At 64.0% G+C, this 23,327-nt stretch carries 22 protein-coding genes and 2 riboswitches; of the genes, 15 read left to right on the top strand and 7 right to left on the bottom strand.

Going from position 1 to position 23,327, the window contains the following annotated elements:
• The first annotated feature begins 48 nt into the window (after positions 1-48).
• The 5 genes from HSDC_RS01010 to HSDC_RS00990 all read left to right on the top strand — a co-directional run bounded on the left by HSDC_RS01010 (position 49) and on the right by HSDC_RS00990 (position 8,104).
• Complete coding sequence (locus HSDC_RS01010; RefSeq protein WP_244534395.1) at positions 49-1,596, top strand: OpgD/OpgG family glucan biosynthesis protein; 1,548 nt, start codon at positions 49-51, stop codon at positions 1,594-1,596.
• Positions 1,583-3,493: a glucans biosynthesis glucosyltransferase MdoH gene (gene mdoH / locus HSDC_RS01005; RefSeq protein ID WP_244534394.1), complete on the top strand. Its 1,911-nt coding sequence runs from the start codon at positions 1,583-1,585 to the stop codon at positions 3,491-3,493. The genes HSDC_RS01010 and mdoH overlap by 14 nt, the downstream gene beginning before the upstream one ends.
• 44 nt (positions 3,494-3,537) lie before the next feature.
• Positions 3,538-3,681: riboswitch (TPP riboswitch) on the top strand.
• Between the two features lie 71 nt (positions 3,682-3,752).
• Complete coding sequence (gene tenA, locus HSDC_RS01000; RefSeq protein WP_064698065.1) at positions 3,753-4,421, top strand: thiaminase II; 669 nt, start codon at positions 3,753-3,755, stop codon at positions 4,419-4,421.
• Between the two features lie 208 nt (positions 4,422-4,629).
• Positions 4,630-4,740: riboswitch (TPP riboswitch) on the top strand.
• Positions 4,741-4,820: 80 nt separating this feature from the next.
• Entirely contained in the window at positions 4,821-6,710 is a 1,890-nt protein-coding gene (gene thiC, locus HSDC_RS00995) for a phosphomethylpyrimidine synthase ThiC (RefSeq protein ID WP_064698064.1), read from the top strand.
• Positions 6,711-6,964: 254 nt separating this feature from the next.
• On the top strand, positions 6,965-8,104 hold the full coding sequence (locus HSDC_RS00990; RefSeq protein WP_064698063.1) for an aminotransferase class V-fold PLP-dependent enzyme: 1,140 nt from the start codon (positions 6,965-6,967) through the stop codon (positions 8,102-8,104).
• 85 nt (positions 8,105-8,189) lie between these two features.
• On the opposite strand, the gene HSDC_RS00985 is transcribed toward HSDC_RS00990, so the two are convergent.
• From HSDC_RS00985 to HSDC_RS00955, 7 genes are all read right to left on the bottom strand, one after another.
• Positions 8,190-8,795, bottom strand: a complete 606-nt coding sequence (locus tag HSDC_RS00985) for a Yip1 family protein (protein ID WP_073292021.1) — start codon at positions 8,793-8,795, stop codon at positions 8,190-8,192.
• A 119-nt stretch (positions 8,796-8,914) separates the two neighbouring features.
• Positions 8,915-9,859, bottom strand: coding sequence for a heme o synthase (gene cyoE, locus HSDC_RS00980; protein ID WP_064698062.1), 945 nt, complete (start codon positions 9,857-9,859; stop codon positions 8,915-8,917).
• A complete protein-coding gene (gene cyoD / locus HSDC_RS00975; protein WP_064698061.1) occupies positions 9,817-10,146 on the bottom strand; it encodes a cytochrome o ubiquinol oxidase subunit IV in 330 nt (109 codons plus the stop codon). The genes cyoE and cyoD overlap by 43 nt, the downstream gene beginning before the upstream one ends.
• Position 10,147: 1 nt before the next feature.
• The gene (locus HSDC_RS00970; protein ID WP_064698060.1) at positions 10,148-10,762 is read right to left on the bottom strand and encodes a cytochrome o ubiquinol oxidase subunit III; all 615 of its coding nucleotides are present in this window, start codon (positions 10,760-10,762) and stop codon (positions 10,148-10,150) included.
• Positions 10,763-10,764: 2 nt separating this feature from the next.
• Entirely contained in the window at positions 10,765-12,747 is a 1,983-nt protein-coding gene (gene cyoB / locus HSDC_RS00965) for a cytochrome o ubiquinol oxidase subunit I (RefSeq protein WP_064698059.1), read from the bottom strand.
• A gap of 3 nt (positions 12,748-12,750) precedes the next feature.
• Positions 12,751-13,719, bottom strand: a complete 969-nt coding sequence (cyoA, locus tag HSDC_RS00960) for a ubiquinol oxidase subunit II (protein ID WP_064698058.1) — start codon at positions 13,717-13,719, stop codon at positions 12,751-12,753.
• Between the two features lie 282 nt (positions 13,720-14,001).
• On the bottom strand, positions 14,002-14,724 hold the full coding sequence (locus tag HSDC_RS00955) for a DeoR/GlpR family DNA-binding transcription regulator (RefSeq protein ID WP_064698057.1): 723 nt from the start codon (positions 14,722-14,724) through the stop codon (positions 14,002-14,004).
• Positions 14,725-14,991: 267 nt separating this feature from the next.
• On the opposite strand from HSDC_RS00955, the gene HSDC_RS00950 reads away from it, so the two are divergent.
• The 10 genes from HSDC_RS00950 to HSDC_RS00905 all read left to right on the top strand — a co-directional run bounded on the left by HSDC_RS00950 (position 14,992) and on the right by HSDC_RS00905 (position 23,327).
• On the top strand, positions 14,992-15,825 hold the full coding sequence (locus tag HSDC_RS00950; protein WP_064698056.1) for an outer membrane protein OmpK: 834 nt from the start codon (positions 14,992-14,994) through the stop codon (positions 15,823-15,825).
• A gap of 49 nt (positions 15,826-15,874) precedes the next feature.
• Positions 15,875-17,143 carry a NupC/NupG family nucleoside CNT transporter gene (locus HSDC_RS00945; protein WP_064698055.1) on the top strand — a complete coding sequence of 423 codons (1,269 nt, stop codon included), beginning with the start codon at positions 15,875-15,877 and terminating at the stop codon, positions 17,141-17,143.
• A 116-nt stretch (positions 17,144-17,259) separates the two neighbouring features.
• Positions 17,260-18,033 (top strand): deoxyribose-phosphate aldolase, encoded by a 774-nt coding sequence (deoC, locus tag HSDC_RS00940; RefSeq protein WP_064698054.1) that lies wholly within the window; start codon positions 17,260-17,262, stop codon positions 18,031-18,033.
• Positions 18,033-19,358 (top strand): thymidine phosphorylase, encoded by a 1,326-nt coding sequence (gene deoA, locus HSDC_RS00935; RefSeq protein WP_064698053.1) that lies wholly within the window; start codon positions 18,033-18,035, stop codon positions 19,356-19,358. The genes deoC and deoA overlap by 1 nt, the downstream gene beginning before the upstream one ends.
• On the top strand, positions 19,355-20,584 hold the full coding sequence (locus HSDC_RS00930; RefSeq protein ID WP_064698052.1) for a phosphopentomutase: 1,230 nt from the start codon (positions 19,355-19,357) through the stop codon (positions 20,582-20,584). Before deoA ends, HSDC_RS00930 begins: the two co-directional genes overlap by 4 nt.
• Positions 20,584-21,318 (top strand): purine-nucleoside phosphorylase, encoded by a 735-nt coding sequence (deoD, locus tag HSDC_RS00925; RefSeq protein ID WP_064698051.1) that lies wholly within the window; start codon positions 20,584-20,586, stop codon positions 21,316-21,318. Before HSDC_RS00930 ends, deoD begins: the two co-directional genes overlap by 1 nt.
• Positions 21,315-21,740, top strand: coding sequence for a cytidine deaminase (cdd, locus tag HSDC_RS00920; protein ID WP_064698050.1), 426 nt, complete (start codon positions 21,315-21,317; stop codon positions 21,738-21,740). Before deoD ends, cdd begins: the two co-directional genes overlap by 4 nt.
• Before the next feature lie 21 nt (positions 21,741-21,761).
• A complete protein-coding gene (locus tag HSDC_RS00915; RefSeq protein ID WP_064698049.1) occupies positions 21,762-22,166 on the top strand; it encodes a gamma-glutamylcyclotransferase family protein in 405 nt (134 codons plus the stop codon).
• Positions 22,167-22,193: 27 nt separating this feature from the next.
• Positions 22,194-22,514, top strand: a complete 321-nt coding sequence (locus tag HSDC_RS00910) for a hypothetical protein (protein ID WP_064698048.1) — start codon at positions 22,194-22,196, stop codon at positions 22,512-22,514.
• A gap of 72 nt (positions 22,515-22,586) precedes the next feature.
• Positions 22,587-23,327, top strand: a complete 741-nt coding sequence (locus tag HSDC_RS00905) for a dienelactone hydrolase family protein (RefSeq protein WP_064698047.1) — start codon at positions 22,587-22,589, stop codon at positions 23,325-23,327.

Raw genomic sequence — 23,327 nt, 5'->3', positions numbered from 1 at the left:
CCGGCTTGCGCGGGGAAGTGCCGGCGGGACCGTATGGAGACACGCGACATGATGTTGCCGACCCGACTCCTGGCCTTTGCGCTGGGGAGCCTGGTGGCCATGGAAGCCGCCGGATCCTCGTCCAATGAGGATCTATACGACACCATCACCGACCGGGCCGAACGCCTGGCCGATGAACCTTACAATGATGCGGCGCCGACGATCCCCCCGGCGCTCGCCGAGCTGGATTACGACCAGTATCGGCAGATACGTTTTCGCCCGGAGGATGCGATCTGGCACGATCAAGGGTTGTTCGAGGTCCAGCTGTTTCATCCCGGATTTCTCTATGACCGGCCGGTCACCCTCAATCTGGTGGACCCCGACGGCGATGTGCAGCCTCTGCCTTTCGAGACATCGCACTTCCGTTACGACGGCGAGACCGACGAGCTCGCCAAGCTCGATCTCGACGACCTGGGCTATGCGGGCTTCCGCCTCCACTATCCCTTGAACAGTGGCGAGTACCGCGACGAGTTCATGGTCTTTCTCGGCGCCTCGTACTTCCGCATGGTGGGTCGAGGCCAGGGGTACGGCCTCTCTTCCCGAGGCCTGGCCATCGATACTGCAGAACCCCACGGTGAGGAATTCCCCGCCTTTCGCGAATTCTGGCTGGTCAAGCCCGAACCGGACGCGACCCGCATGACCGTGCTGGCGTTGCTCAACAGCCCCTCGCTGACCGGTGCCTACCGCTTCGACATCGACCCCGGCAGCCAGACCGTCGTCGATACCGAAGCCCGCCTCTTTGCCCGCGAGGACGTCGGCAAGCTCGGCATCGCTCCGCTCACCAGCATGTTCATGCACGGCGGTATCGCCAACTATCCGGCCGACGACTATCGCCTGCGGGTCCATGATTCCAGCGGCCTGGCATTGCATACCGGCAGCGGCGAACGTATCTGGCGACCGCTGAGCAACCCCGACAAGCTGCATATCTCGAGCCTGCAGGATACCGCCCCGCGGGGATTCGGCCTGGTCCAGCGGCCTCGGCACTTCGACGGCTACCTCGACGCCGAGGCCCACTACGAAACTCGGCCCAGCGAATGGGTCACCCCTCTGGACGACTGGGGCAAGGGTCACCTCGAACTGGTCGAGATCCCCTCCGACAGCGAGGCCAATGACAACATCACCGCTTACTGGGTCCCCGAACAGTCGCTCGAGGCCGGGCAATCACGCACCTTCCGCTATCGATTGCGCACCTTCGGCGCCACGCCCCCCGATCAGCGGCTCGCCCATGTCATTCGCAGCCGCCAGGGCTGGGGCGCCATGCCGGGCCAGGACGATCCGCCCCCAACCAGCCAGCGCCACTTCATCGTCGACTTCCAGGGCCCCTCTCTCGAGGATCTCGATGCCGACCAACCGGTGGAGGCACGGCTGACGACCTCCCACGGCGAAATTCTCGAGCCGCGCGTCCAGCGCCTGCCCGGCGACAACACCTGGCGCGCCAACTTCCGGCTCTCCCCGGAAGACGGCACGCCGGCCGACATGCGCCTGGCCCTGACACTTCACGGTGAACCCCTGACCGAAACCTGGAACTATGTCTGGTATCCCGATGAGCGACGTTGACTCCCGAGCCATCGCGGCCCCCGTTCCTTTCCGGCGCACGCGTCGCCTGGTCTTTGCCCTGCTGGTCGCCGCCACGACCAGCCTGGGGCTGTGGACCATGTTCCGCATCCTCCACGTCGGCGGCTTGACGCCCCTGGAACTCGTCATCCTGGGGCTGTTCGCCGTGACCTTCGGCTGGATCGCCATCGCTTTCTGGAGCGGCATCATCGGCTTCGCGCTGACGCTGACCGGCCGTGACCCCCTCAGCCTGGCCAAGGCGTCGCCGCCCCGACCGCCCAAGGATGTGCATTCGCGTACCGTACTGGTCATGCCGATCCACAACGAGGATGTCGAGCGAGTGGCCGCCGGTCTCGAGGCCACCTGCCGGGACCTGCCCCCTGTCACCGAAGCACGACACATCGAGGCCTTCGTGCTCAGCGACAGCACCGACGCCGAGACGATCGCCCGAGAACGCACCACCATGGCCGCACTGCAGCATCGCCTCGCCGACCATTGCCAGCTCCACTACCGCCACCGCAACAGCAATGCCGGTCGCAAGGCCGGCAATCTCGGTGACTTCTGCCAGCGCTGGGGACGACACTACGATTTCATGCTGGTGCTCGACGCCGACAGCGTGATGAGCGGCGACACGGTGCACGAGCTGATCGCGGAGATGGAAGCCAACCCACGCCTTGGCCTGCTGCAGACGGTACCGATCCCGGTTCGCCAGGACAGCCTGTTCGGCCGCGCCAACCAATTCGCCGCCGCGGTCTATGCGCCCATGCTCGCCACCGGGTTGAGCTTCTGGCAGTCCGACGCCGCCAACTACTTCGGGCACAATGCCATCATGCGCGTCGAGGCCTTCACCCGGCATTGCGGACTCCCGGAACTGCCCGGCCGTCCGCCGCTCGGCGGCGACATCCTGAGCCACGACTTCGTCGAGGCCGCCTTGCTCCGGCGTGCCGGCTGGGAAGTGCGCATGCGCACCGACCTGGGCGGCAGCTTCGAGGAAATGCCGAGCCATATCCTCGATTACGCCAAGCGTGATCGCCGCTGGGTCCAGGGCAACCTGCAACACCTTCGACTGCTGGGAGGCAGCGGCCTGCACATGGTCAGCCGTGTGCACTTCCTGTGCGGTGCCCTGGCCTATCTGTCATCGCTGATCTGGCTGGCAATCCTGGTGGTCAGCACCATTGATGCCCTGATGCGCGCCCTGATCGAGCCCAACTTCTTCACGTCCAATGCCCAGCTCTTTCCCGACTGGCCGATCGCCCCACCCAACCTGATCATGCCATTGCTGGGTGGCACCCTGGCGATGCTGCTGATGCCCAAGGTCCTGGGCGTCTGCCTGGCCCTGCGCAAGCACCCGGACCACTACGGCGGCCGAACCCGGCTGGTGAACAGCGCCCTGCTGGAAGCCCTGTTCGCCATGCTGATCGCTCCCTTGATGATGGTCTTCCACAGTCGCTTCGTGATCGAAGTACTCATCGGGCGCACCGTCGCCTGGAACCCCCAATCCCGCGAGGGGCGAGCTCTTCCCTGGCGCGAGGCGCTACGCCACACCTGGCCTGGCACCCTGGCCGGCGTCTGCTGGGCCTGGGCCACCTGGTGGTACACGCCGACCTTCTTCTGGTGGCTGACACCGGTATGGCTGGGTCTGATGCTGGCAGCCCCCCTGGTTCGCCTGAGCAGCAGTCTCACCATCGGCCGGCGTCTACGGCAACGCGGCCTGTTACTGGTTCCCAGTGAGACGACACCGCCCACCGTGCTTCAAGAACTGACGCTGCCGACACCCGTCGAGGGCGACGCCGAACCGGCGCCCCCGCCGGTGGAACATCCCCGCGACATGCCGCTCCAGTCGTTTTCGCGGGATTGGGCACGCCGCCTGCCCGCTCAGGGACAGGGCATCGGCAAGTGACGACGAGGACTTTTCATTGCCGAGCAAACTGCTAGACTGAGGCTACTCGCTTGACGGGGTGCCGGTTGGGCCGGCTGAGATGACGCGCGTTCGCGACGAACACAGCGTTGATCCCGTGGAACCTGATCCGGGTAGGTGCGACCTCGTGCGCACGTGAACCGGCGTAGGGAATCAGGCGGTGGACTCGACCTCTCCGCTTGTCAGTCCTCCCTCCTTGTTTCGCTTCGCCCACCTTCCGGATCCCGACACCGGAGACATGATGGGTTATCGTTTCAGCGACCTGACCGACGCCTGCCAGCAGGACTGGCGCGCCTATATCGAGCACGATTTCGTCCGCTCCCTCGGCAACGGCAGCCTCGAGCCGGCAGCCTTTCGCCACTACCTGCAGCAGGATTACCTGTTCCTGATCCATTTCTCTCGGGCCTATGCCCTGGCCGCCTACAAGAGCCACGACCTGAACGAGCTGCGCCATGCCTTCGAGGGGCTCAAGACCATCCTCGACGTGGAACTCGACCTGCACGTGGGATTCTGCCGCGAATGGGGCATTTCCAAGGATGACCTGGCCAGGCTACCCGAAGCCCGCGCCACCCTGGCCTACACCCGCTACGTACTGGACACCGGCAATCGCGGCGACCTGCTCGACCTGCACGTGGCGCTCGCCCCCTGCCTGGTGGGTTACGGCGAAATCGCCAACTGGCTGAATGCACGCCAGGACACCATACGCGGCGGCGACAACCCCTTCGATGCCTGGATCGCCATGTACGAAAGCGACGACTTCCAAGGCGCCATGCGCGACGAAGTCGCCTGGCTCGATGCCCGCCTGGCAGAGGTCACGCCCGAGCGTTTCGCACGTCTGGCCACCATCTTCCGCGACGCCACCCGACTGGAGATCGACTTCTGGCAAATGGGGCTGGATGGCGCAAACTAGCCCACTGCCTTGATATCCATTGCCGGCTGCGCGGACGCAAGGGGCATCGGAGACAGGTCGTAGAGGAGGTCCTACGCCATGAATGGCGTAGGTAGCGCCCAGGGATGGGTTCATAGCGCCTCCTCGTAGACCTGTCACCGGATCAGCCCCGGGCTCCAGGCAGAGACTTCCCGGCACTGAACCCGTCCGCCAGCAACGGCGGGCAACACCACGCTTGACGGGGTGCCGTTGACGACGGCTGAGATCATGCGGAGACAGCATGGATCCCGTTGAACCTGAACTGGCTAGGACCAGCGTAGGGATCAAGCGACACGCCGTCGGGCCTTCCCGCCCGGCTGCCAATGTCCTTCCCAGCTGTCCTCCCTGAACAACATCATCCAAGCAAAGGGAGACCGACCGATGGCAAAGACCGACCATTTTCTCGCCGAAAGCGCGCGCGTCGACGACGCCGCCATTCAGGCCCTGCCCGGCTCGCGCAAGATCTTCGTGGAAGGCTCGCGTCCGGACATCCGAGTGCCCTTCCGTGAAATTTCCCTGTCCCCGACCCAGACTTCCGGTCCCGACGAGGACAATCCTCCACTGCTGGTCTACGACACCTCTGGCCCCTATACCGACCCCGAGGCCAGCATCGACCTGCGTCGTGGCCTGCCCGAACTGCGCCGCGCCTGGATCGAGGAGCGCGGCGACACCGAACGCCTCGACGGCCCAACCTCCGAGTACGGCCAGCGCCGCGCCAATGACCCGATGCTCGCTCCGCTGCGCTTCGATCTGACCCGTACACCCCGCCGCGCCAAGCCCGGTCGCAACGTCACCCAGCTTCACTATGCGCGCCAGGGCATCATCACGCCCGAGATGGAGTTCATCGCCATCCGCGAGAACCAGCGCCGGCAAGCGCTGGGTACCGAAGAGGTCGAGCGCATCCTCGGCCATCAGCACGCTGGCGAAAGCTTCGGCGCCCGCCTGCCCGAGGAGATCACCCCCGAATTCGTGCGTGCCGAAGTGGCCGCCGGACGCGCCATCATTCCCAACAACATCAACCACCCGGAATCCGAGCCAATGATCATCGGCCGCAACTTCCTGGTGAAGATCAACGGTAACCTGGGCAACTCGGCGGTGACCTCGTCCATCGAGGACGAGGTCGACAAGATGACCTGGGGCATCCGCTGGGGCGCGGATACCATCATGGATCTCTCTACCGGCCAGAACATCCACGAGACTCGCGAGTGGATCATCCGCAACGCCCCGGTGCCGATCGGCACCGTGCCCATCTACCAGGCGCTCGAGAAGGTCAAGGGCGTGGCCGAGGACCTGACCTGGGAGGTGTTCCGCGACACCCTGATCGAACAGGCCGAACAAGGCGTGGACTACTTCACCATTCATGCTGGCGTGCTGCTGCGCTACGTGCCGCTGACCGCCAAGCGCACCACCGGCATCGTCTCGCGCGGTGGCTCGATCATGGCCAAGTGGTGCCTCTACCATCATCAGGAGAGTTTTCTCTATACCCACTTCGAGGAAATCTGCGAGATCTGCAAGCAATATGACGTTGCCTTCTCGCTGGGCGATGGACTGCGCCCCGGCTCGGTGGCCGATGCCAACGACGAGGCCCAGTTCGCCGAACTCGAGACGCTGGGCGAACTGACCCGGATCGCCTGGGAGCACGATGTCCAGGTAATGATCGAAGGTCCCGGCCATGTGCCCATGCACCTGATCAAGGAAAACATGGACAAGCAACTCCGCGAGTGTGACGAGGCTCCCTTCTACACCCTGGGGCCGCTGGTCACCGACATCGCCCCCGGTTACGACCACATCACCTCGGGAATCGGTGCGGCCATGATCGGCTGGTATGGCTGCGCTATGCTCTGCTATGTGACGCCCAAGGAACACCTGGGCCTGCCCAACAAGGACGACGTCAAGACCGGCATCATCACCTACAAGATCGCCGCGCACGCCGCCGACCTCGCGAAGGGCCATCCGGCCGCCCAGCGTCGTGACAATGCCCTGTCGAAGGCACGCTTCGAATTTCGCTGGGAGGACCAGTTCAACCTCGGCCTGGACCCGGACACCGCTCGGGAGTATCACGACGAGACCCTGCCCAAGGACTCGGCCAAGGTCGCCCACTTCTGTTCCATGTGCGGGCCCAAGTTCTGCTCGATGAAGATCAGTCAGGAGGTCCGCGACTACGCCAGGGAGAAGGGCCTCGATGGCGACCGCGAAGCGGTCAGGAAAGGCATGGAGGAGCAGGCCGCAAAATTCCGCGAACAAGGTGCCGAACTCTACAAGGAGGTCTGATCCTGGCACCGGGCCGGGTCGTTGCCACGACCCGGCTACCCCACCGACATTCCCGCACTATCGTCGGCATTCCCTGGTTGCCCTCTCTGGGTTACCGAGTCCGGTTTTTCCTTTTGCCCAGGCCTGCGCCGCTGTCGCCCTGGCCACTCCATTAGCGGCCTACTTATGAATCGGCATAGGATAGGCTGGTCTACGGCACGGATTGCGCATATCCTCGGAATACGCTTGATGCGCCACCCACGATGGAGAGAGAAATGGCCGGCTTGCTACCCGATGTCGACCCCGACGGACTGCTCGAATACTCGGTGGTCTACACCGATCGCGCCCTCAACCATATGTCGCAGAATTTCCAGGAGGTGATGCGCGACGTTTCCACCACCTTGAAACGCGTCTACCGTGCTCACTCGACGGTCATCGTCCCCGGCAGTGGTACCTTCGGCATGGAGGCCGTGGCCCGTCAGTTCGGCATCGACCGGCGCTGCCTGGTGATCCGCAATGGCTGGTTCAGCTACCGCTGGAGCCAGATCCTGGAGATGGGCCGGATCCCCTCGGAACTCAACGTGCGCAAGGCGCGGCGCGTGGATGAAGAAGACCCCACCTCACCCTTTGCCCCTCCCGATATCGAAGACGTGGTCGAGGCGATCCGTGACCAGCAACCCGACCTGGTCTTCGCGCCCCACGTCGAGACCGCCTCGGGGATGATGCTGCCCGATGAGTACATGCGCCGCATCGCCGAGGCGATCCACGAGGAAAACGGCCTGTTCGTGCTCGACTGCATCGCCTCCGGCACTGCCTGGGTCGACATGCTGGACATCGGCGTCGATGTCTTGATCAGCGCCCCACAGAAGGGCTGGAGTGCTGAACCCTGCTGCGGCATGGTCATGCTCTCCCGCCTGGCACGGGAGATCATCGACGAAACGACCAGCACGAGCTTTGCCTGCGACCTGCGCAAGTGGCTGTCGATCATGGAGACCTACGAGGCGGGCGGCCACGCCTACCACGCCACGCTGCCGACCGACGGGCTACGCCAGCTTCGCGATGTCATGGCCGAGACCGAAGCCTACGGCCTCGACAAGGTGCGCGACGAGCAGTTCGAGCTAGGCCGCCGGGTTCGCGAGATGCTGGCCACACACGGCTACAAGAGCGTCGCCGCACCGGGCTACGAGGCACCCGGCGTGGTGGTCAGCTATACCGACGACCCGCAGATCGCCGCCAAGTTTGCCGATGCCGGTGTCCAGGTGGCCACCGGCGTCCCCTTGATGTGCGACGAAGGCGAAGCCTTCCAGAGCTTCCGCATCGGGTTGTTCGGGCTCGACAAGTTGCACAATGTCGAGCGCAGCGTCGAGACGCTGGAGCGAGCCCTGATTGACGTCGAACGCCAATCGGGCGACTGACGCCCCGGCAGCGTGATGGCGTCAACGGGAACGGGCGGCCGATGGCCGCCCGTTCGCGTTTCAAGACCGAGATTATGCGCCGGGACTACCCGATGATCGACAGGATGATGCGCTCGCCATACCCCCACAGCAGGACCGTCATCCCGAGCAGGGCCTCGAGAATCAGCACCCCGAAGGCCAGGGTCGTGCTGGAGACGATGAAGCCTTCTTCCTTGCTGATGTTAAGGAAGGCAGGAATGCCGATATACAGCAGATAGGCGGTGTAGCAAAGCCCGATGACACCAGCCAGCAGGCACAGCCAGATCAGAGGATAGACCGCCACGACGCCGCTCAGGAACATCGGCGTGGCCACGTAACCGGCGAAGACGATGCACTGGCTCTGGCTGGGCGGACGAGTATAGCGCTTGGCCATGTAGCGGATGATCTTGCCGACGGCATAGACCGCTGCCAGGATCACCAGATAGAAGACGACCCCGGCTCCCAGGGCATCCAGGTAACTCAACTGTATGGTGGTGCCCCCTCCCAGACTCCAACCGACCTGCGTGGTGCCGATATAGGAGCAGACGACCGGTATGGCCGCCAGCAACAGGACATGGTGTTCGTAGAGGTGGGTGAGCGTCTCGCGCTCTTGCTTGATCTGTTTCCACTCACGATTCGGGTGAGCGATCAGGCCCCATACATGTGTCAACATAGCGCTACCTCCTGCCGGAGACGGACCAGGACGAGTCCGTCGGTCCTCTGCATTGTTCCTTCGATTTGCAGTATAGGCAGGAATCCGGGGGATTTGCCCCCCGGATAACACAGGCAGGATCAGTTAAGGGCAGTCCACAAGGGAGTCGCGGGCGGCAGACTGGCGTCTACCGACATCATCAGGCTCAGTGCCGTGATGGTGATGATCGAGAAGGCAAAGACGCGTTTCGCCCAGCGCTCCTCGTCATTCACGCGGTAGCCCTGCATGGCGAGATAGAGCCAGTAGATGCCCATCACCAGGGCAACGACGAAATATCCCGGGCCGGCGTACCCGGCCACGCTCAACGCCAGCGAAGCGAAGACGAAGGCCAGGATATAGCCGAGGATATAATGCTTGGCGGTCTTGATGCCCCTGACCACCGGCAATACCGGAATCCGGGCCGCCTGATAATCCTTCAGTCGGAAAATGGCGATGGCATAGGAATGCGGCATCTGCCACAGGCAGAAGATCACCAACAGCGTCAGCGCACCACCGTCGAACTGGCCGGTCACGGCACAGTAGCCCACCACCGGCGGCATGGCCCCGGACAGGCTGCCCACCAGAGTGCCGTACTCGGATTGACGCTTCATGTAGAGGCTGTAAACCCCTACATAGATCGCGAAGCCGAATGCCGCAAGCCCTACGGTCACCCAGTTGGTGAATAGTGCCAGCAACGCGAATCCAGCGATCCCCAGCACCGTTGCGAAACGCAGGGTCGCCGCAGGGGTGACACGCCCCTGTACCAGGGGGCGTGTCCGCGTACGTTCCATCATCGCATCGATATCGCGATCGATGACGTTGTTGAACGCACACCCGGAAGCGATCACCAACGCCAGACCGACCACCGTGGCGATCAGCAGCCAGGGATCGATATCGCCCCGGGCGGCCAGGAAGAAGCCGCCCAGAACCGCGATCACATTGCCGCCAATGATGCCCGGCTTGGTGATGGTGAGATAGTCCTTGCGCATCCTGGCCGCCGGCGTCAACCGATCATCATGTTCTGATGCAGGTTGTACATGATCCATACGGAACCTCCGATGATCAGGACCAGGATCGACACGGTGAAGACGAACGACATGAAGTTCCAGCCCTCGTCCGCCTTGGTGTTCATGTGCATGAACAGGATCAGCTGCACAAGAACCTGTGCCACGGCCGTCGCCACGATGATGAGTACCGTGGCAGACGTACCGAAGGAACCGGTCATCACTACCCCGAAGGGAATGATGGTCAGCACAATGGACAGGATCAGCCCTACGACATAGGACTTGACGCTACCGTGGCTGTGCTCTTCGTGAGAGGCATGTCCGCTCATATCAAAGGACTCCCATCAGGTAGACGAAGGAGAAGACGCAGATCCAGACGATGTCCAGGAAGTGCCAGAACAGGCTCAGGCACATGATCCGCGGCCGCGTCATGTCGGTCAGGCCCTTGGTCTGCAGTTGAACCAGCATCACCAGGATCCAGATCAGACCGAAGGTCACGTGCAGGCCGTGGGTCCCCACCAGCGTGAAGAAGGCCGACAGGAAGGCACTGCGATCCGGACCGAAGCCAAGGTGGATCAGGTGATGGAACTCGTAGAGTTCCAGACCGATGAAGCCGGCCCCGAGCAGGAAGGTCGCCGCCAGCCAGGCCTTGACCTGGTTGACGCGGTTGGCGTTCATCGACAGCACCGCCATACCGTAGGTGAAACTACTCACCAGCAGCAGGAAGGTGTTGATGAGGATCAGCGGCAGATCGAAGATGTCTGCCCCCGAGGGCCCCCCGGCCGTGCCCCGGAGGAGCACAGCGTAGGTGGCGAACAGTGACCCGAAGATCACCAGGTCGCTCATCAGGTAGACCCAGAAACCGAAGACCTTGGTGCCCGCGGTATCGTGGTGGTCATGCTCGTGAGCATGACCCTCGTGGTTGCTTAGGGTGTCGGTTGCCATGATTACGCCTGCATCTCCACACGTTGTTGGTGCTCACGCTCGATGCGCTCCACTTCAGCGGCAGGAACGTAGTAGTCGACGTCCTCCCTGAAGACACGCGCCATGAAGACCGCGAACGTCGCGACGCCACCGACGATGGCCAGCCACCAGATGTGCCACACCAGGGCGAAACCGGCGATCGTCGCGAACAGACCGATGAGCGGACCTTCCCAGGTATCCTTGGGCATGTGGATATCCTGATACGGCGGCTTGGAGAGCGGCGCCTTGCCACCATTGCGCTGCTTCTGGTCCCAGAAGTCGTCAATGTCGTTCACTTCGGGCAGATGCGCGAAGTTGTAGAACGGTGCCGGCGAGGAGGTGGACCATTCCAGCGTCCGACCATCCCAGGGATCGCCAGTGACATCCTGATTCTTCTTGCGATCACGGATGCTGACGATGAACTGGATCACGGTGCAGGCAATACCGCAGAGAATGATCACGGCACCCACCCAGGCGATGATCATCCAGGACTGCCAGTCGCCGTTTTCATAGGACTGCATGCGGCGCACGGCGCCGAAGAAGCTCAGCACGTACAGCGGCATGAACGCCACGTAGAAACCGATGATCCAGCACCAGAAGGAACGCTTGCCCCACTTCTCGTCGAGCTTGAAGCCGAAGGCCTTCGGGAACCAGAAGGTCAGCCCCGCCAGCATGCCGAACACCACGCCGCCGATGATGACGTTGTGGAAGTGGGCGATGACGAACAGGCTGTTGTGCAGCACGAAGTTGGCCGCCGGCAAGGCCAGCATCACGCCGGTCATGCCACCCAGGGTGAAGGTAATGATGAAGCCCAGGGTCCACAGCACCGGCGAGGTGAACTCGAGACGCCCGCGGTACATGGTGAACAGCCAGTTGAATATCTTCACCCCGGTGGGGATGGCGATGATCATCGTGGCGATGCCGAAGAAGGCATTGACGTTGGCACCCGCCCCCATGGTGAAGAAGTGGTGCAGCCAGACGATGAACGACAGGAAGGTGATCGCCACCGTTGCCCAGACCATGGTGCCGTAACCGAACAGGCGCTTGCGCGCAAAGGTCGCGATGACCTCGGAGAAGACACCGAATGCCGGCAGGATGAGGATGTAAACCTCAGGATGGCCCCAGGCCCAGATGAGGTTGACATACATCATCATGTTGCCGCCGAAATCGTTCGTGAAGAAGTGCATCCCCAGGTAACGATCGAGTGTCAGCAGCGCGATGGTCGCGGTCAGAATCGGGAAGGAAGCGATGATCAGGATGTTCGCGCACAGCGACGTCCAGGTGAAGATCGGCATGCGGAAGAGCGTCATGCCCTTGGTCCGCATCTTCAGGATGGTAACGAAGAAGTTGATACCGGTTAGCGTCGTGCCGATACCCGATATCTGCAACGCCCATATCCAGTAATCCACCCCGACGCCGGGACTGTAATCTATCCCCGATAATGGCGCATAGGCCAGCCAGCCGGTCTGGGCGAACTCGCCGACCACCAGCGAGATGTTGACCAGGATCACCCCGGCCGCGAACAGCCAGAAGCTCAGGTTGTTCATGAAGGGGAAGGCCACATCCCGCGCGCCGATCTGCAGCGGCACGACCAGGTTCATCAAGCCGATGACCATGGGCATGGCAACGAAGAAGATCATGATCACGCCGTGGGCGGTGAAGATCTGATCATAGTGGTGCGGCGGGAGATACCCCTCGGCGCCCCCTGCGGCCATGGCCAGCTGGGTCCGCATCATGATGGCATCGGCGAAACCACGGATCAGCATCACCAGTGCCACGATGAAATACATGATGCCGAGTTTCTTGTGATCGACGGATGTCAGCCACTCCGTCCACAGCCACTTCCACTTCTTGAAATAGGTCAGTGCGCCTACCACGAAGGCCCCACCAATGGCGATGGCGATCGCGACCACCATGATGATGGGTTCGTGGTAAGGAATCGCCTCAAGGCTCAGTTTTCCTAACATAATTTACTCCGCTGCCTCCGCGCTCATGGACTCGCCGTGAGACTCGGAATCGCTGCCATGGCCACCGCCATGGCCGTCACCGGTGACCGCTGCCATGTGCTCGGCATGATTGCCGCCGGCATGGAAGCTCTGAAGGATCTTCTCGTAGAGAGAGGGAGAAACTTCGGAGAAGTACTGGATCTCGTTGTCCCGGCTGGGCGCGGCGAGAGCGTAGTACTCCTCGGGGAAGTTCAGTGAATCGGACGATTCACGCACCTTGTCCACCCAGGCCTCGAAGTCCTCTTGGGTGCCCACATGGGCCTTGAAGGTCATCTCCGAGAAACCGGCACCACTGTAGTTGGTGGAGCGGCCGTCATAGACGCCCGGTTCGTCGGCGACCAGATGCACATCGTTGTCCATCCCCGCCATGGCATAGATCTGGCTACCCAGGCGCGGAATGAAGAAGGCATTCATCACCGAACCGGACGAGACCCGGAAACGTACCGGCGTATCCTCGGGGAAGGCGACCTCGTTGACGGTGGCAATGCCCTGCTCGGGATAGATGAACAACCACTTCCAGTCCAGCGAGACCGCCTGGATTTCCATCGGCTCCTGCTGGTCCTCGTTGGGCACGATGGACTTGTGCGGGTCAAGGCTGTGCGAGGTATACCAGGTCAGAACGGCCAGGAAGGCAATGATGACCATGGGGATGAACCAGACCACGGCCTCGATCTTGTTGGAGTGGGCCCAGTCGGGCGCGTAGGTGGCATCCCGGTTGCTCCGGCGATAACGCCAGGCGAACAACAGCGTCATCACGATGACCGGAACAACGACGATCTGCATCAGTCCAAAGGCAGTCAGGATGAGGGTGCGCTGCTCCTCCCCTATCTGTCCCTTGGGATCCAGCAGCGCCGAACTGCAGCCCGCCAACAGCAGTGGCAGCGATAGCAGCAGCAGGACGCCGAGCATGCGCAGGGTGGGGTTTCTTCTCATGTTTCAACCTCGTCAGGGCTTGGCGGCGAACGCATTCCCGCTCGAGTTCAACGGGCGATGCACGCGCCGAAGCGCTCTCCGGCGCGGGTCGCTGGCGGGGCTCTGACGGGGAGCGGCCCACGACCGTCGTGGAGAGTACTTCGGGCACATTCACGGCTCGCAGCCCGCGGCGACGACTCGCTGCGACATCGCCGGGCGGGAGGCTCCGGCCGTGAGGCCAGTATTCTGAGGGTCCAGGAACAGAATGGGAAGGGGCGATTTGCCGCAGGTTGTCGCACCCGGTCACACCACCGCGCTTTCCTCCTCGGTGATGATCTCGTCGATGTCATCGAGCCCGGCAAAGCGGGCCGGCCTGACCAGCCCAAGCTTGCTGGGATCGACCACCAGTATCCGGCGTTCCGCCGAGTCGATGGCGGCCCGCTTGGGCGCCACCTCATGGAAGTGAAAGCAACTCAGTCCTTTCTCGGCATGGACGCCCGCCGCCGACAGGAAAGCCTTGTTGATGCCCAGGCGAGCGATGGTCGCGGCCATGTCGTCGCCATCGAAGGAACGCGAGGAAGATTGATAGAGGCCACCCAGCAGCCACAACCGCACCCCAGGGCAGGCACTCACGGCATCGGCGACATTCAGGGCATAGGTCACCACCGTCAGCGACAGGTCGGATGGCAGGCCGGCCGCCAGCGGCATCAGCGTCGTGCCACAGTCGATGAACAGCGTGTCGCCTTCCTCCAGGCTCGCCAGGGCCCTTTCGCAGAGCCGGCGCTTGACCTCGGCGTGACGGTCACGCTGTGCCGCCAGATCATAGGCCGGTGCATGGCGGGGATCGTCGGCACGCATCAGCAGCCCGCCGACCAGTACCAGGGCGCCGTCGGACGCCGCCAGATCGCGCCGGATGGTCATCTCCGAGACACCGCAAAGCGTCGCCGCCTCGGCCAGACGCAAGCTTCCCCCTTCTGCCAGCGATATCTGAAGCCGCCTCAATCGTGCCGCGCTGCGCTCATTCACTCGTCCACCTCTGCTATCTCGCTTAAGCCCCCGACCTCAACATTGCCGCACCATGTTGCCATACCGTGTATGCGTCGTTGATCGCCAGGGTTGCGACCCTTGTTGTGATTAAAATAACATTCGCATGTTACTCGAATAACAGCCTAGACGACCACGATCCCCATTCATCCGGCCAGGCCGGATCCATGCATTGACGTCCGTGATGGTCCGCCCTTCTTGGCTTGTCCGACGCATCACACGACAACAACTCCAAAGGAAGCCGACATTATGCCGTCCTTCGCCTCATCCCAGCGTTTCGCCGCCCTTTCCGGCCTGTTGCTGACCGCCACCGCATTACCGGCCAGCGCCACCGGAGATGATGCCGCATCAGGCCTCTCGCCGCAGTGGTCGTTCGCCAACGTCTCCGTCAACTACCTGGACTGGTCCGACGGCACGGAACAACGCACCGCGAGCAATGCCGCCAAAGGGGATTTCTTCTACCTGGAACTGGAAGGTGGGGTCGGTTTCGACTGGGGAGAATTCTACGGCTTCTACGATTTCGAGAATCCCCAGAACGACACGCTCGAAGACGATACCCGCGACAACCGCCGCAGCGCCGCCAAGGTCACCTCGCACATCTATCTCGGCGACACGCCCTTCTCGCTTTACCTCCACGTCTACGATTTTCGCGACTACGGCTTCGACAGCGAGGAGCAGGACCGCATCGTGGGCGTCGGCTATCGCCATACCTTCGACAACGGCCTGTGGTTCAAGCCCTTTCTCGGCAAGGCCTGGGTCGACAGCGACGCCAATGCCTACAGCGGCGACAACGGCTATATGCTCGGCTGGGTGCTGGGTTACGATTTCCAGGCCTTCGGCGAGAACTTCAGCCTGAGCAACTGGCACGAGCAGACCTTCGACCGCGATGACGAATACCTGAAGCAGAATTACGTCAACGGTCCGGCCGGCAGCACCGGCACCAATGGTGCCGTGGCCTTGTGGTGGCATCCGATCGACGAGATCACCACTGGCGTTCAGTATCGCTACTCCAACAACAAGCTGGGCACCGCCGATCATTACCAGAACGCGATGATCTACACCCTGAAGTACAACTTCCTGTAAGGCAGGCCGACATGAACGCCTCCATGCCATCGACCACAAGGACACTGCCATGACCTTGATCATGAGTCTCGTCGGAATGGCGACCCTGATCGTCATCGCTCTGCTGTTCTCCACCAATCGTCGTGCGATCCGCCTGCGAACCGTGATCGGCGCCTTCGCCATTCAGGCCTGCCTGGGGGCCTTCGTGCTCTATGTCCCCTTCGGTCAGGCTGTCCTTGCCACCGTCTCCGATGCCGTCAGCCAGGTGGTTCTCTACGCCAACGATGGCATCGACTTCCTGTTCGGCGGCCTGGCCAATGTCGAGGAAACCGGCTTCGTCTTCGCCATCAAGGTGCTGCCGGTGATCATCTTCTTCTCCTCGCTGACCGCCGTGCTCTATTACCTGGGCATCATGCAGTGGATCATTCGCCTGCTCGGCGGCGCCCTGCAGAAGGCACTGGGTACCTCGCGCACCGAATCCCTCTCGGCCACCGCCAATATCTTCGTCGGCCAGACGGAAGCCCCGCTGGTGGTCCGCCCCTTCATCAACCGCATGACGCAGTCGCAACTGTTCGCGGTGATGTGCGGCGGTCTGGCCTCGGTTGCCGGTTCGGTCCTGGCCGGCTATGCCGCCCTGGGCATTCCCATGGAGTACCTGGTCGCCGCCTCCTTCATGGCCGCCCCCGGTGGTCTGCTGTTCGCCAAGCTGATCATGCCCGAGACCGAGACACCCGATGACAGCGTCTCGGCAGCCGAAGAGCGCCTCGAGGAAGAAGAGGATCACCCCACCAATGTGCTCGACGCCGCAGCAGCCGGTGCGTCTTCCGGCCTGCGCCTGGCCGCCAACGTCGGTGCCATGCTGCTCGCCTTCATCGGTCTGATCGCGCTGATCAACGGCATCCTCGGCGGCGTCGGCGGCTGGTTCGGCATGGAAGCGCTCAGCCTGGAGCAGATCCTCGGCTGGCTGTTCGCACCCCTGGCCTTCCTGCTCGGCATTCCCTGGTCCGAGGCCACGCTGGCCGGCTCCTTCATCGGCCAGAAGCTGGTGGTCAACGAGTTCGTGGCCTACATCAACCTCGCCCCCTACATCAGTGGGGAAGAAGTCGTCGCCGCCACCGGCGAGGCCATGACGACCCATACCAAGGCGGTCCTCTCGTTCGCCCTGTGCGGCTTCGCCAACCTTTCGTCCATCGCCATCCTGCTCGGTGGCCTGGGCAGCATCGCCCCCAGCCGACGCCACGATATCGCCCGTTTCGGCATCCGGGCCGTCCTGGCGGGTACCCTTTCCAACCTGATGTCTGCCACACTTGCCGGCTTTTTCATCGCCCTGGGCGCTTGAGCCATAATTTCCAGGGGGCCACCGCGCCCCCTCGGGACACACTGAGTCGATCGCCGAGCGTCATGGACATCGGCGTTTCTGCAGTGTCTCCGTCATACATTTGAAGAGAGCACGCCATGAACGACCTCACCCGGACCGCCCGTCAGGCGCTGGCCCTGATGGACCTCACCAGCCTGAACGACGACGACACCGACGAGCGCATCGAAGCCCTCTGTCAGCGTGCCAAGACGCCGGCCGGTCATCCGGCGGCAATCTGCATCTACCCACGCTTCATCGTGCCGGCCCGGCGCGCCCTGACCGCCCACCGACTGAACGACACCATCCATATCGCCACGGTCACCAACTTCCCGCACGGCGACGCCGACATCATGCGTGCCGCTCGCGAGACCCGCGAAGCCGTTGCTTCCGGCGCCGATGAAGTCGATGTGGTCTTCCCCTACCGTGCGCTGATGGAAGGTGACGAGGACACTGGCCGCGAACTGGTGGAAATGTGCAAGGCCGCCGCCGGCGGCAAGACGCTCAAGGTGATTCTGGAGACCGGCGAACTCGGCGATCCGGCCTTGATCCGTCGCGCCTCGGAACTGGCCATCGACGGCGGCGCCGACTTCCTCAAGACCTCCACCGGCAAGGTTGCCGTCAACGCCACCCTGGAAGCCGCCGAGATCATGCTCGAGGTGATTCGCGACAACGGCGGAGAGATCGGCTTCAAGGCCGCCGGCGGCGTGCGCACCGCCGAAGATGCGCGCGCCTATCTCGAGCTGGCCGAGCGCCTGATGGGTGCCGACTGGATCACGCCGCAGCACTTCCGCTTCGGCGCCTCCGGACTGCTCGACAACCTCCTCGAGACCCTCGGTGTGGCGGGAGGCACCGACATAGAGGAGGACTACTGATGCTGCCCCAGGAAGCCATACGCGCCAAGCGCGATGGCCAGGCCCTGGACGCCGCGACCCTCCATGAACTCGTCGCCGGCATCGCCGGTGACGATCTCGGCGATGCCCAGATCGGGGCGCTGGCCATGGCCATCTACCTCAACGGCATGAACGCCACCGAAACGGTGGCGTTGACCGAGGCGGTCCGCGACTCCGGTGACGTGCTAGACTGGACGGCGCTCGACCTGCCCGGTCCAGTCATCGACAAGCACTCCACCGGCGGCGTGGGCGATGTAGTGTCGCTGATCCTCGGCCCCTGGGTCGCCGCCTGCGGTGGCCACGTCCCGATGATCTCGGGCCGAGGGCTCGGCCATACCGGCGGCACCCTGGACAAGCTCGAATCGATCCCCGGCTATTCCGTCAACCCCGACACCGCCACCTTCCGGCAACTGGTCAAGGAAGTCGGCGTGGCCATCATCGGTCAGACAGCCGATCTCGCTCCCGCCGACAAGCGCCTCTATGCAATACGCGACGTCACCGCCACGGTGGAGTCGCTGCCGCTGATCGTCTCCTCCATCCTCGGCAAGAAGCTCGCCTGCGGTCTCGATGCCCTGGTGATGGACGTCAAGGTCGGCAGTGGTGCCTTCATGCCCACGCCAGAGGCCTCGCGGGAACTCGCAGAGACCATCGCCGAGGTCGCCAGCCGAGCCGGTACGCCGACCACGGCCCTGCTCACCGACATGAGCCAGCCCCTGGCGCCCTGCGCCGGCAATGCCCTGGAAGTGCGCGAGGCATTGGCCGTGCTCACCGGCAAGCACCGTGACGGACGCCTGCTCGAGGTAACCCGCGGCCTGGCGGTGGAAATGCTGCTGGCCGGCGGCCTGGCCCCCGATCGGGAAGCGGCCCTGACGCGGCTCGACGAACGACTCGCCTCGGGCGAGGCCGCCGAGCGCTTCGCACGCATGGTGGCCGGTCTCGGCGGTCCCGCCGATCTGCTCGACGCCCCGGATCGTCACCTGCCCACCGCCCCGGTGGTGCGCCCGGTGCTCGCACCGTGCGCCGGCCACCTGCGCAGCCTGGATACCCGGGCGTTGGGTATGGCCGTGGTCGAGCTCGGCGGCGGGCGTCGCCAGCCGGGTGAGGCCATCGACCCCGCAGTGGGTCTGGCCGATATCGCCGAACTCGGTACCGCGCTCGACACCGGCCAGCCGCTCGCCACCCTGCATGCCCGTAGCCACGCCGCGGCCGACCAGGCCGAACGTCAACTGCTCGAGGCCATCGAGATCGGCGAGGCCACCGCATCCCCCACCCTGATTCGCGACATCATTCGCCGGGAGGCTCCATGACACGTGCCATCGTGCTCGTCCTCGACTCCTTTGGCATCGGTGCTGCCCCCGACGCCGAACGCTTCGGCGATGCCGGCGCCGACACCCTCGGCCATATCGCCGAGGCCTGTGCGGCCTCCACCAAGCGCGGCCCCTTGCAGCTCCCCAACCTTGGTCGACTCGGTCTCTTCCATGCTCACCACGAGAGCACCGGGGCCTGGGCCGCAGGCATCGTCCCGCCCGAGTCGCTCGGCGGCGCCTACGCCCATGCCCGGGAAGTCTCCTCCGGCAAGGACACCCCGTCCGGCCACTGGGAGATCGCCGGGGTACCGGTACGCTTCGACTGGGGATATTTCAGCGAGCCGGAGAACAGTTTCCCTGCCGAGCTGCTGGACGCTCTGATCCACGAAGCCGAACTGCCCGGCGTGCTGGGCGACTGTCACGCCTCCGGCACCGAGATCATCGCCCGACTGGGCGAAGAACATGTGCGCAGCGGCAAGCCCATCGTCTATACCTCGGCGGATTCCGTCTTCCAGATCGCCGCCCATGAGGACACCTTCGGCCTCGAACGGCTCTATCGACTCTGTGAGACCGCCCGCCGGCTGCTCGAACCCTACAACATCGGCCGGGTCATCGCTCGCCCCTTCAACGGCGATGATGCCGCGAGCTTCCAGCGCACCGCCAACCGTCGCGACTACAGCGTCGAGCCGCCCTCGCCCACGGTACTGCAGCGCCTCTGCGACGCCGGCGGCCAGGTGACAGCCATCGGCAAGATCGCCGACATCTACGCCCACTGCGGCATCTCGCGCAGCCTCAAGGCCAGCGGCCACGAGGCCCTGTTCGACGCCACCCTGGATGCCATGGCATCCGACGGCGAGCGCACCCTGATCATGACCAACTTCGTCGATTTCGACATGGTCTACGGTCACCGGCGCGATGTGGCCGGCTACGCCGCCGCCCTCGAGGCCTTCGACGCCCGCTTGCCCGAACTGCTGGAACGCCTCGAGGACGACGACCTTCTGATCATCACCGCCGATCACGGCTGCGACCCCACCTGGCATGGCACCGACCATACCCGCGAGCATATCCCGATTCTCGCCCTGGGTGCCGGACTCGCTCCCGGTTCGCTCGGCGCACGCAGCAGCTTCGCCGACATCGGCCAGAGCCTGGCCCGTCATTTCGACCTGCCGCCCATGGACGACGGCGAGAGCTTTCTCCCGGCCGGTTCCCCAACAGGAGACACATAATGGCGACTCCCCACATCAAGGCTGAGCGCGGCGATTTCGCCGACACCGTACTGATGCCCGGCGACCCGCTGCGCGCCCGCTACATCGCCGAGACCTTCCTCGACGATGCACGGCTCGTCAACGAGGTCCGCAACATGTACGGCTATACCGGCACCTACCGGGGTCGCGAGATCTCGGTAATGGGCCATGGCATGGGCATCCCCTCGATCTCGATCTACGCCAAGGAACTGATCACCGAGTTCGACGTCAAGCGTCTGATCCGGGTCGGCTCCTGCGGTGCGGTGCGCGACGACGTGGCGGTACGCGACGTGGTGATCGGCATGGGCGCGAGCACCGATTCCGGCGTCAATCGCACTCGCTTCCTGGGCAACGATCTGGGCGCCATCGCCGACTTCGAGCTGACCCGCCATGCCGTGGATGCCGCCCGTGAGCACGGCGTGCCGGTCAAGGTCGGCAACATCTTCTCTGCCGATCTCTTCTACGACCCGCGTCCCGAGATGATCGAGATGATGCGCCGCTACGGCATCGTCGGCGTGGAGATGGAAGCCGCCGGCCTGTACGGCGTGGCCGCCGAGTACGGTGCCCGGGCCGCGACCATCTGCACGGTCTCGGACCACATCGTCAAGGGCGACTCGCTGTCCAGCGACGAGCGCGCCACCACCTTCGACGACATGATGCGCATCGCCCTGGACAGCGTGCTGCGCGACGATGCCACCCGGGAGGCCAACGCATGAGCGACGCCATCGATCACGACGTCATTCCCCAGGACATCGTCGAGACACTGATCGCAGTGCGCGACCGCGCCTATGTCCCCTACTCAAACCATCCGGTGGGCGCCCTGGTCATCAGCGAAAGCGGCACCCGCTATGCCGGCGCCAACGTCGAGGTGGCCCACTACAAGGGGCTGTGCGCCGAAGCCTCGGCCATCGCCGCCATGGCCAGCGCCGGCGAACGGCACCTGCACGAGGTCTACGTGATCGGGCCCGGCCAGCACCTGTGCACGCCCTGCGGCGACTGCCGCCAGCGCATCCGCGAGTTCGCGAGTGCCGAGACGCGGATCCGCGTGGTCGACGCCGAGGGCACGCCGCTGCGCCGCTACACCATGGACGAGTTGCTGCCGGACGCCTTCGGGCCCGATAATCTGGGCATTGTCTGAAACATCGAAGAGCGACGGCCCATGCACAGCCCCGCCCTTGCCATTACCCGAACGCCTCTGGTGGCCGTCTATGGCACTCTCAAGCGCGGCCTGCGCAACCACCACTGGCTGGAAGGCGCCACCTTCGTCGGTCGCGACCGACTCACCAGCGCGACGCTCTATGACCTCGGCCATTGCCCAGGCGCCAAGGCCGAACCCTCCCGCGGCGTGGAGGTCGAGGTCTACCGCGTCGACGCGCGCACCTTTGCCGGTCTCGACCGCCTGGAGGACTATCGCGTGCGCGCCCCGGCATCGGGCATGTACGACCGCGCCATTCACGCCACGTCCTTCGGACCCGCCTGGCTCTACCTCTACAATCACGACGTCGACAGTTGCCCGGCGATTCGCGAAGGCGGCTGGCCGCCCCTCCAACCATCCGCTACCTGACCCACGCTTTCGACGAGGAAACCCACGATGGGCCGTCTTCTCTCCCTGATCGTGATCATCGCCCTGGCCTATGGCGGGCTCTATGTCACCTACGGCATGGCGCTGAAGGATGATGTCGCCCAGGCCATCACCGACATTGGCCTTGGCACCGTGGAAGTGGACGGCATCGACTACGGGCCGCTGGCACCTCTAGGCACCGAGGCCCGTATCACCGCCGAGGTACGCTACCAGGGCGCTTCCGCCACCGTCGACCTGGGCCTCCACGGCCACCCGCTGTTCTCGGAGGAAACCCGTCTCGAGCTCGGTGGGCTGCAAGCGCTGCGCTTGACCATCGGTGCGGAGCCGTGACGGCCTCGCCAACGGGGCCATGACATTCGCCCCTGATGATATCCATCCGCCATCGACCATCCGGAGCCTCTCATGTCTCGCGCCATCGATATTCCCACCGCTGACGGCACCATCGACGCTCTCATCTTCACGCCCGACAACGCTGACGGCCCGTTGCCGGCCGTGGTGCTGTTCACCGACATCGGCGGCCTTCGCCCCTGCTATCATGAAAAGGCCCAGCGGATCGCGGACAACGGCTACGCCGTGCTGATGCCCAACGTCTACTACCGCGATGCGACCGGCCAGATCGTGCCGGAAGGCAAATCCTTCCGCGACCCGGACGTGCGCCCAACCCTGGTCGAGTATGCCGGCCACCTCACGCCCGAGACGCAATCCCGTGATTTCATCGCCCTGCTCGAATGCCTCGATGCCGAGGCCGAATTCGCAGGCGGCAAGCTGGGGGTCGTCGGCTACTGCATGACCGGCGCCTTCGCACTGCGCATGGCGGCCGAGCACCCCGACCGCGTGGCCGCCGCAGCCGGCTTCCACTCGGCCAACCTGGCGAAGGCCGACGACGCCTCGAGCCCTGTGGGCAAGGTCGATACCATCGAAGCGCGCGTCTACTTCGGCCACGCCGACAAGGACGAACTGCTGCCCGCCGAGCAGATCGCCCGCATGGACGAAGCCCTGGCTACCGCTGGCGTGCACTTCACCACCGAGCTCTACAAGGGCGCCGCCCACGGCTTCACTGCCAAGGACGCCCCATCCTATGACGCCGCCGCCGACGCCCTGCACCACAAGCGACTCGCCACGCTCCTGGAAGAAACGCTGTAA

This window comes from Halomonas caseinilytica, assembly GCF_001662285.1.
GTDB lineage: Bacteria > Pseudomonadota > Gammaproteobacteria > Pseudomonadales > Halomonadaceae > Halomonas > Halomonas caseinilytica.
This window is presented reverse-complemented; position numbering and strand designations above follow the sequence as displayed.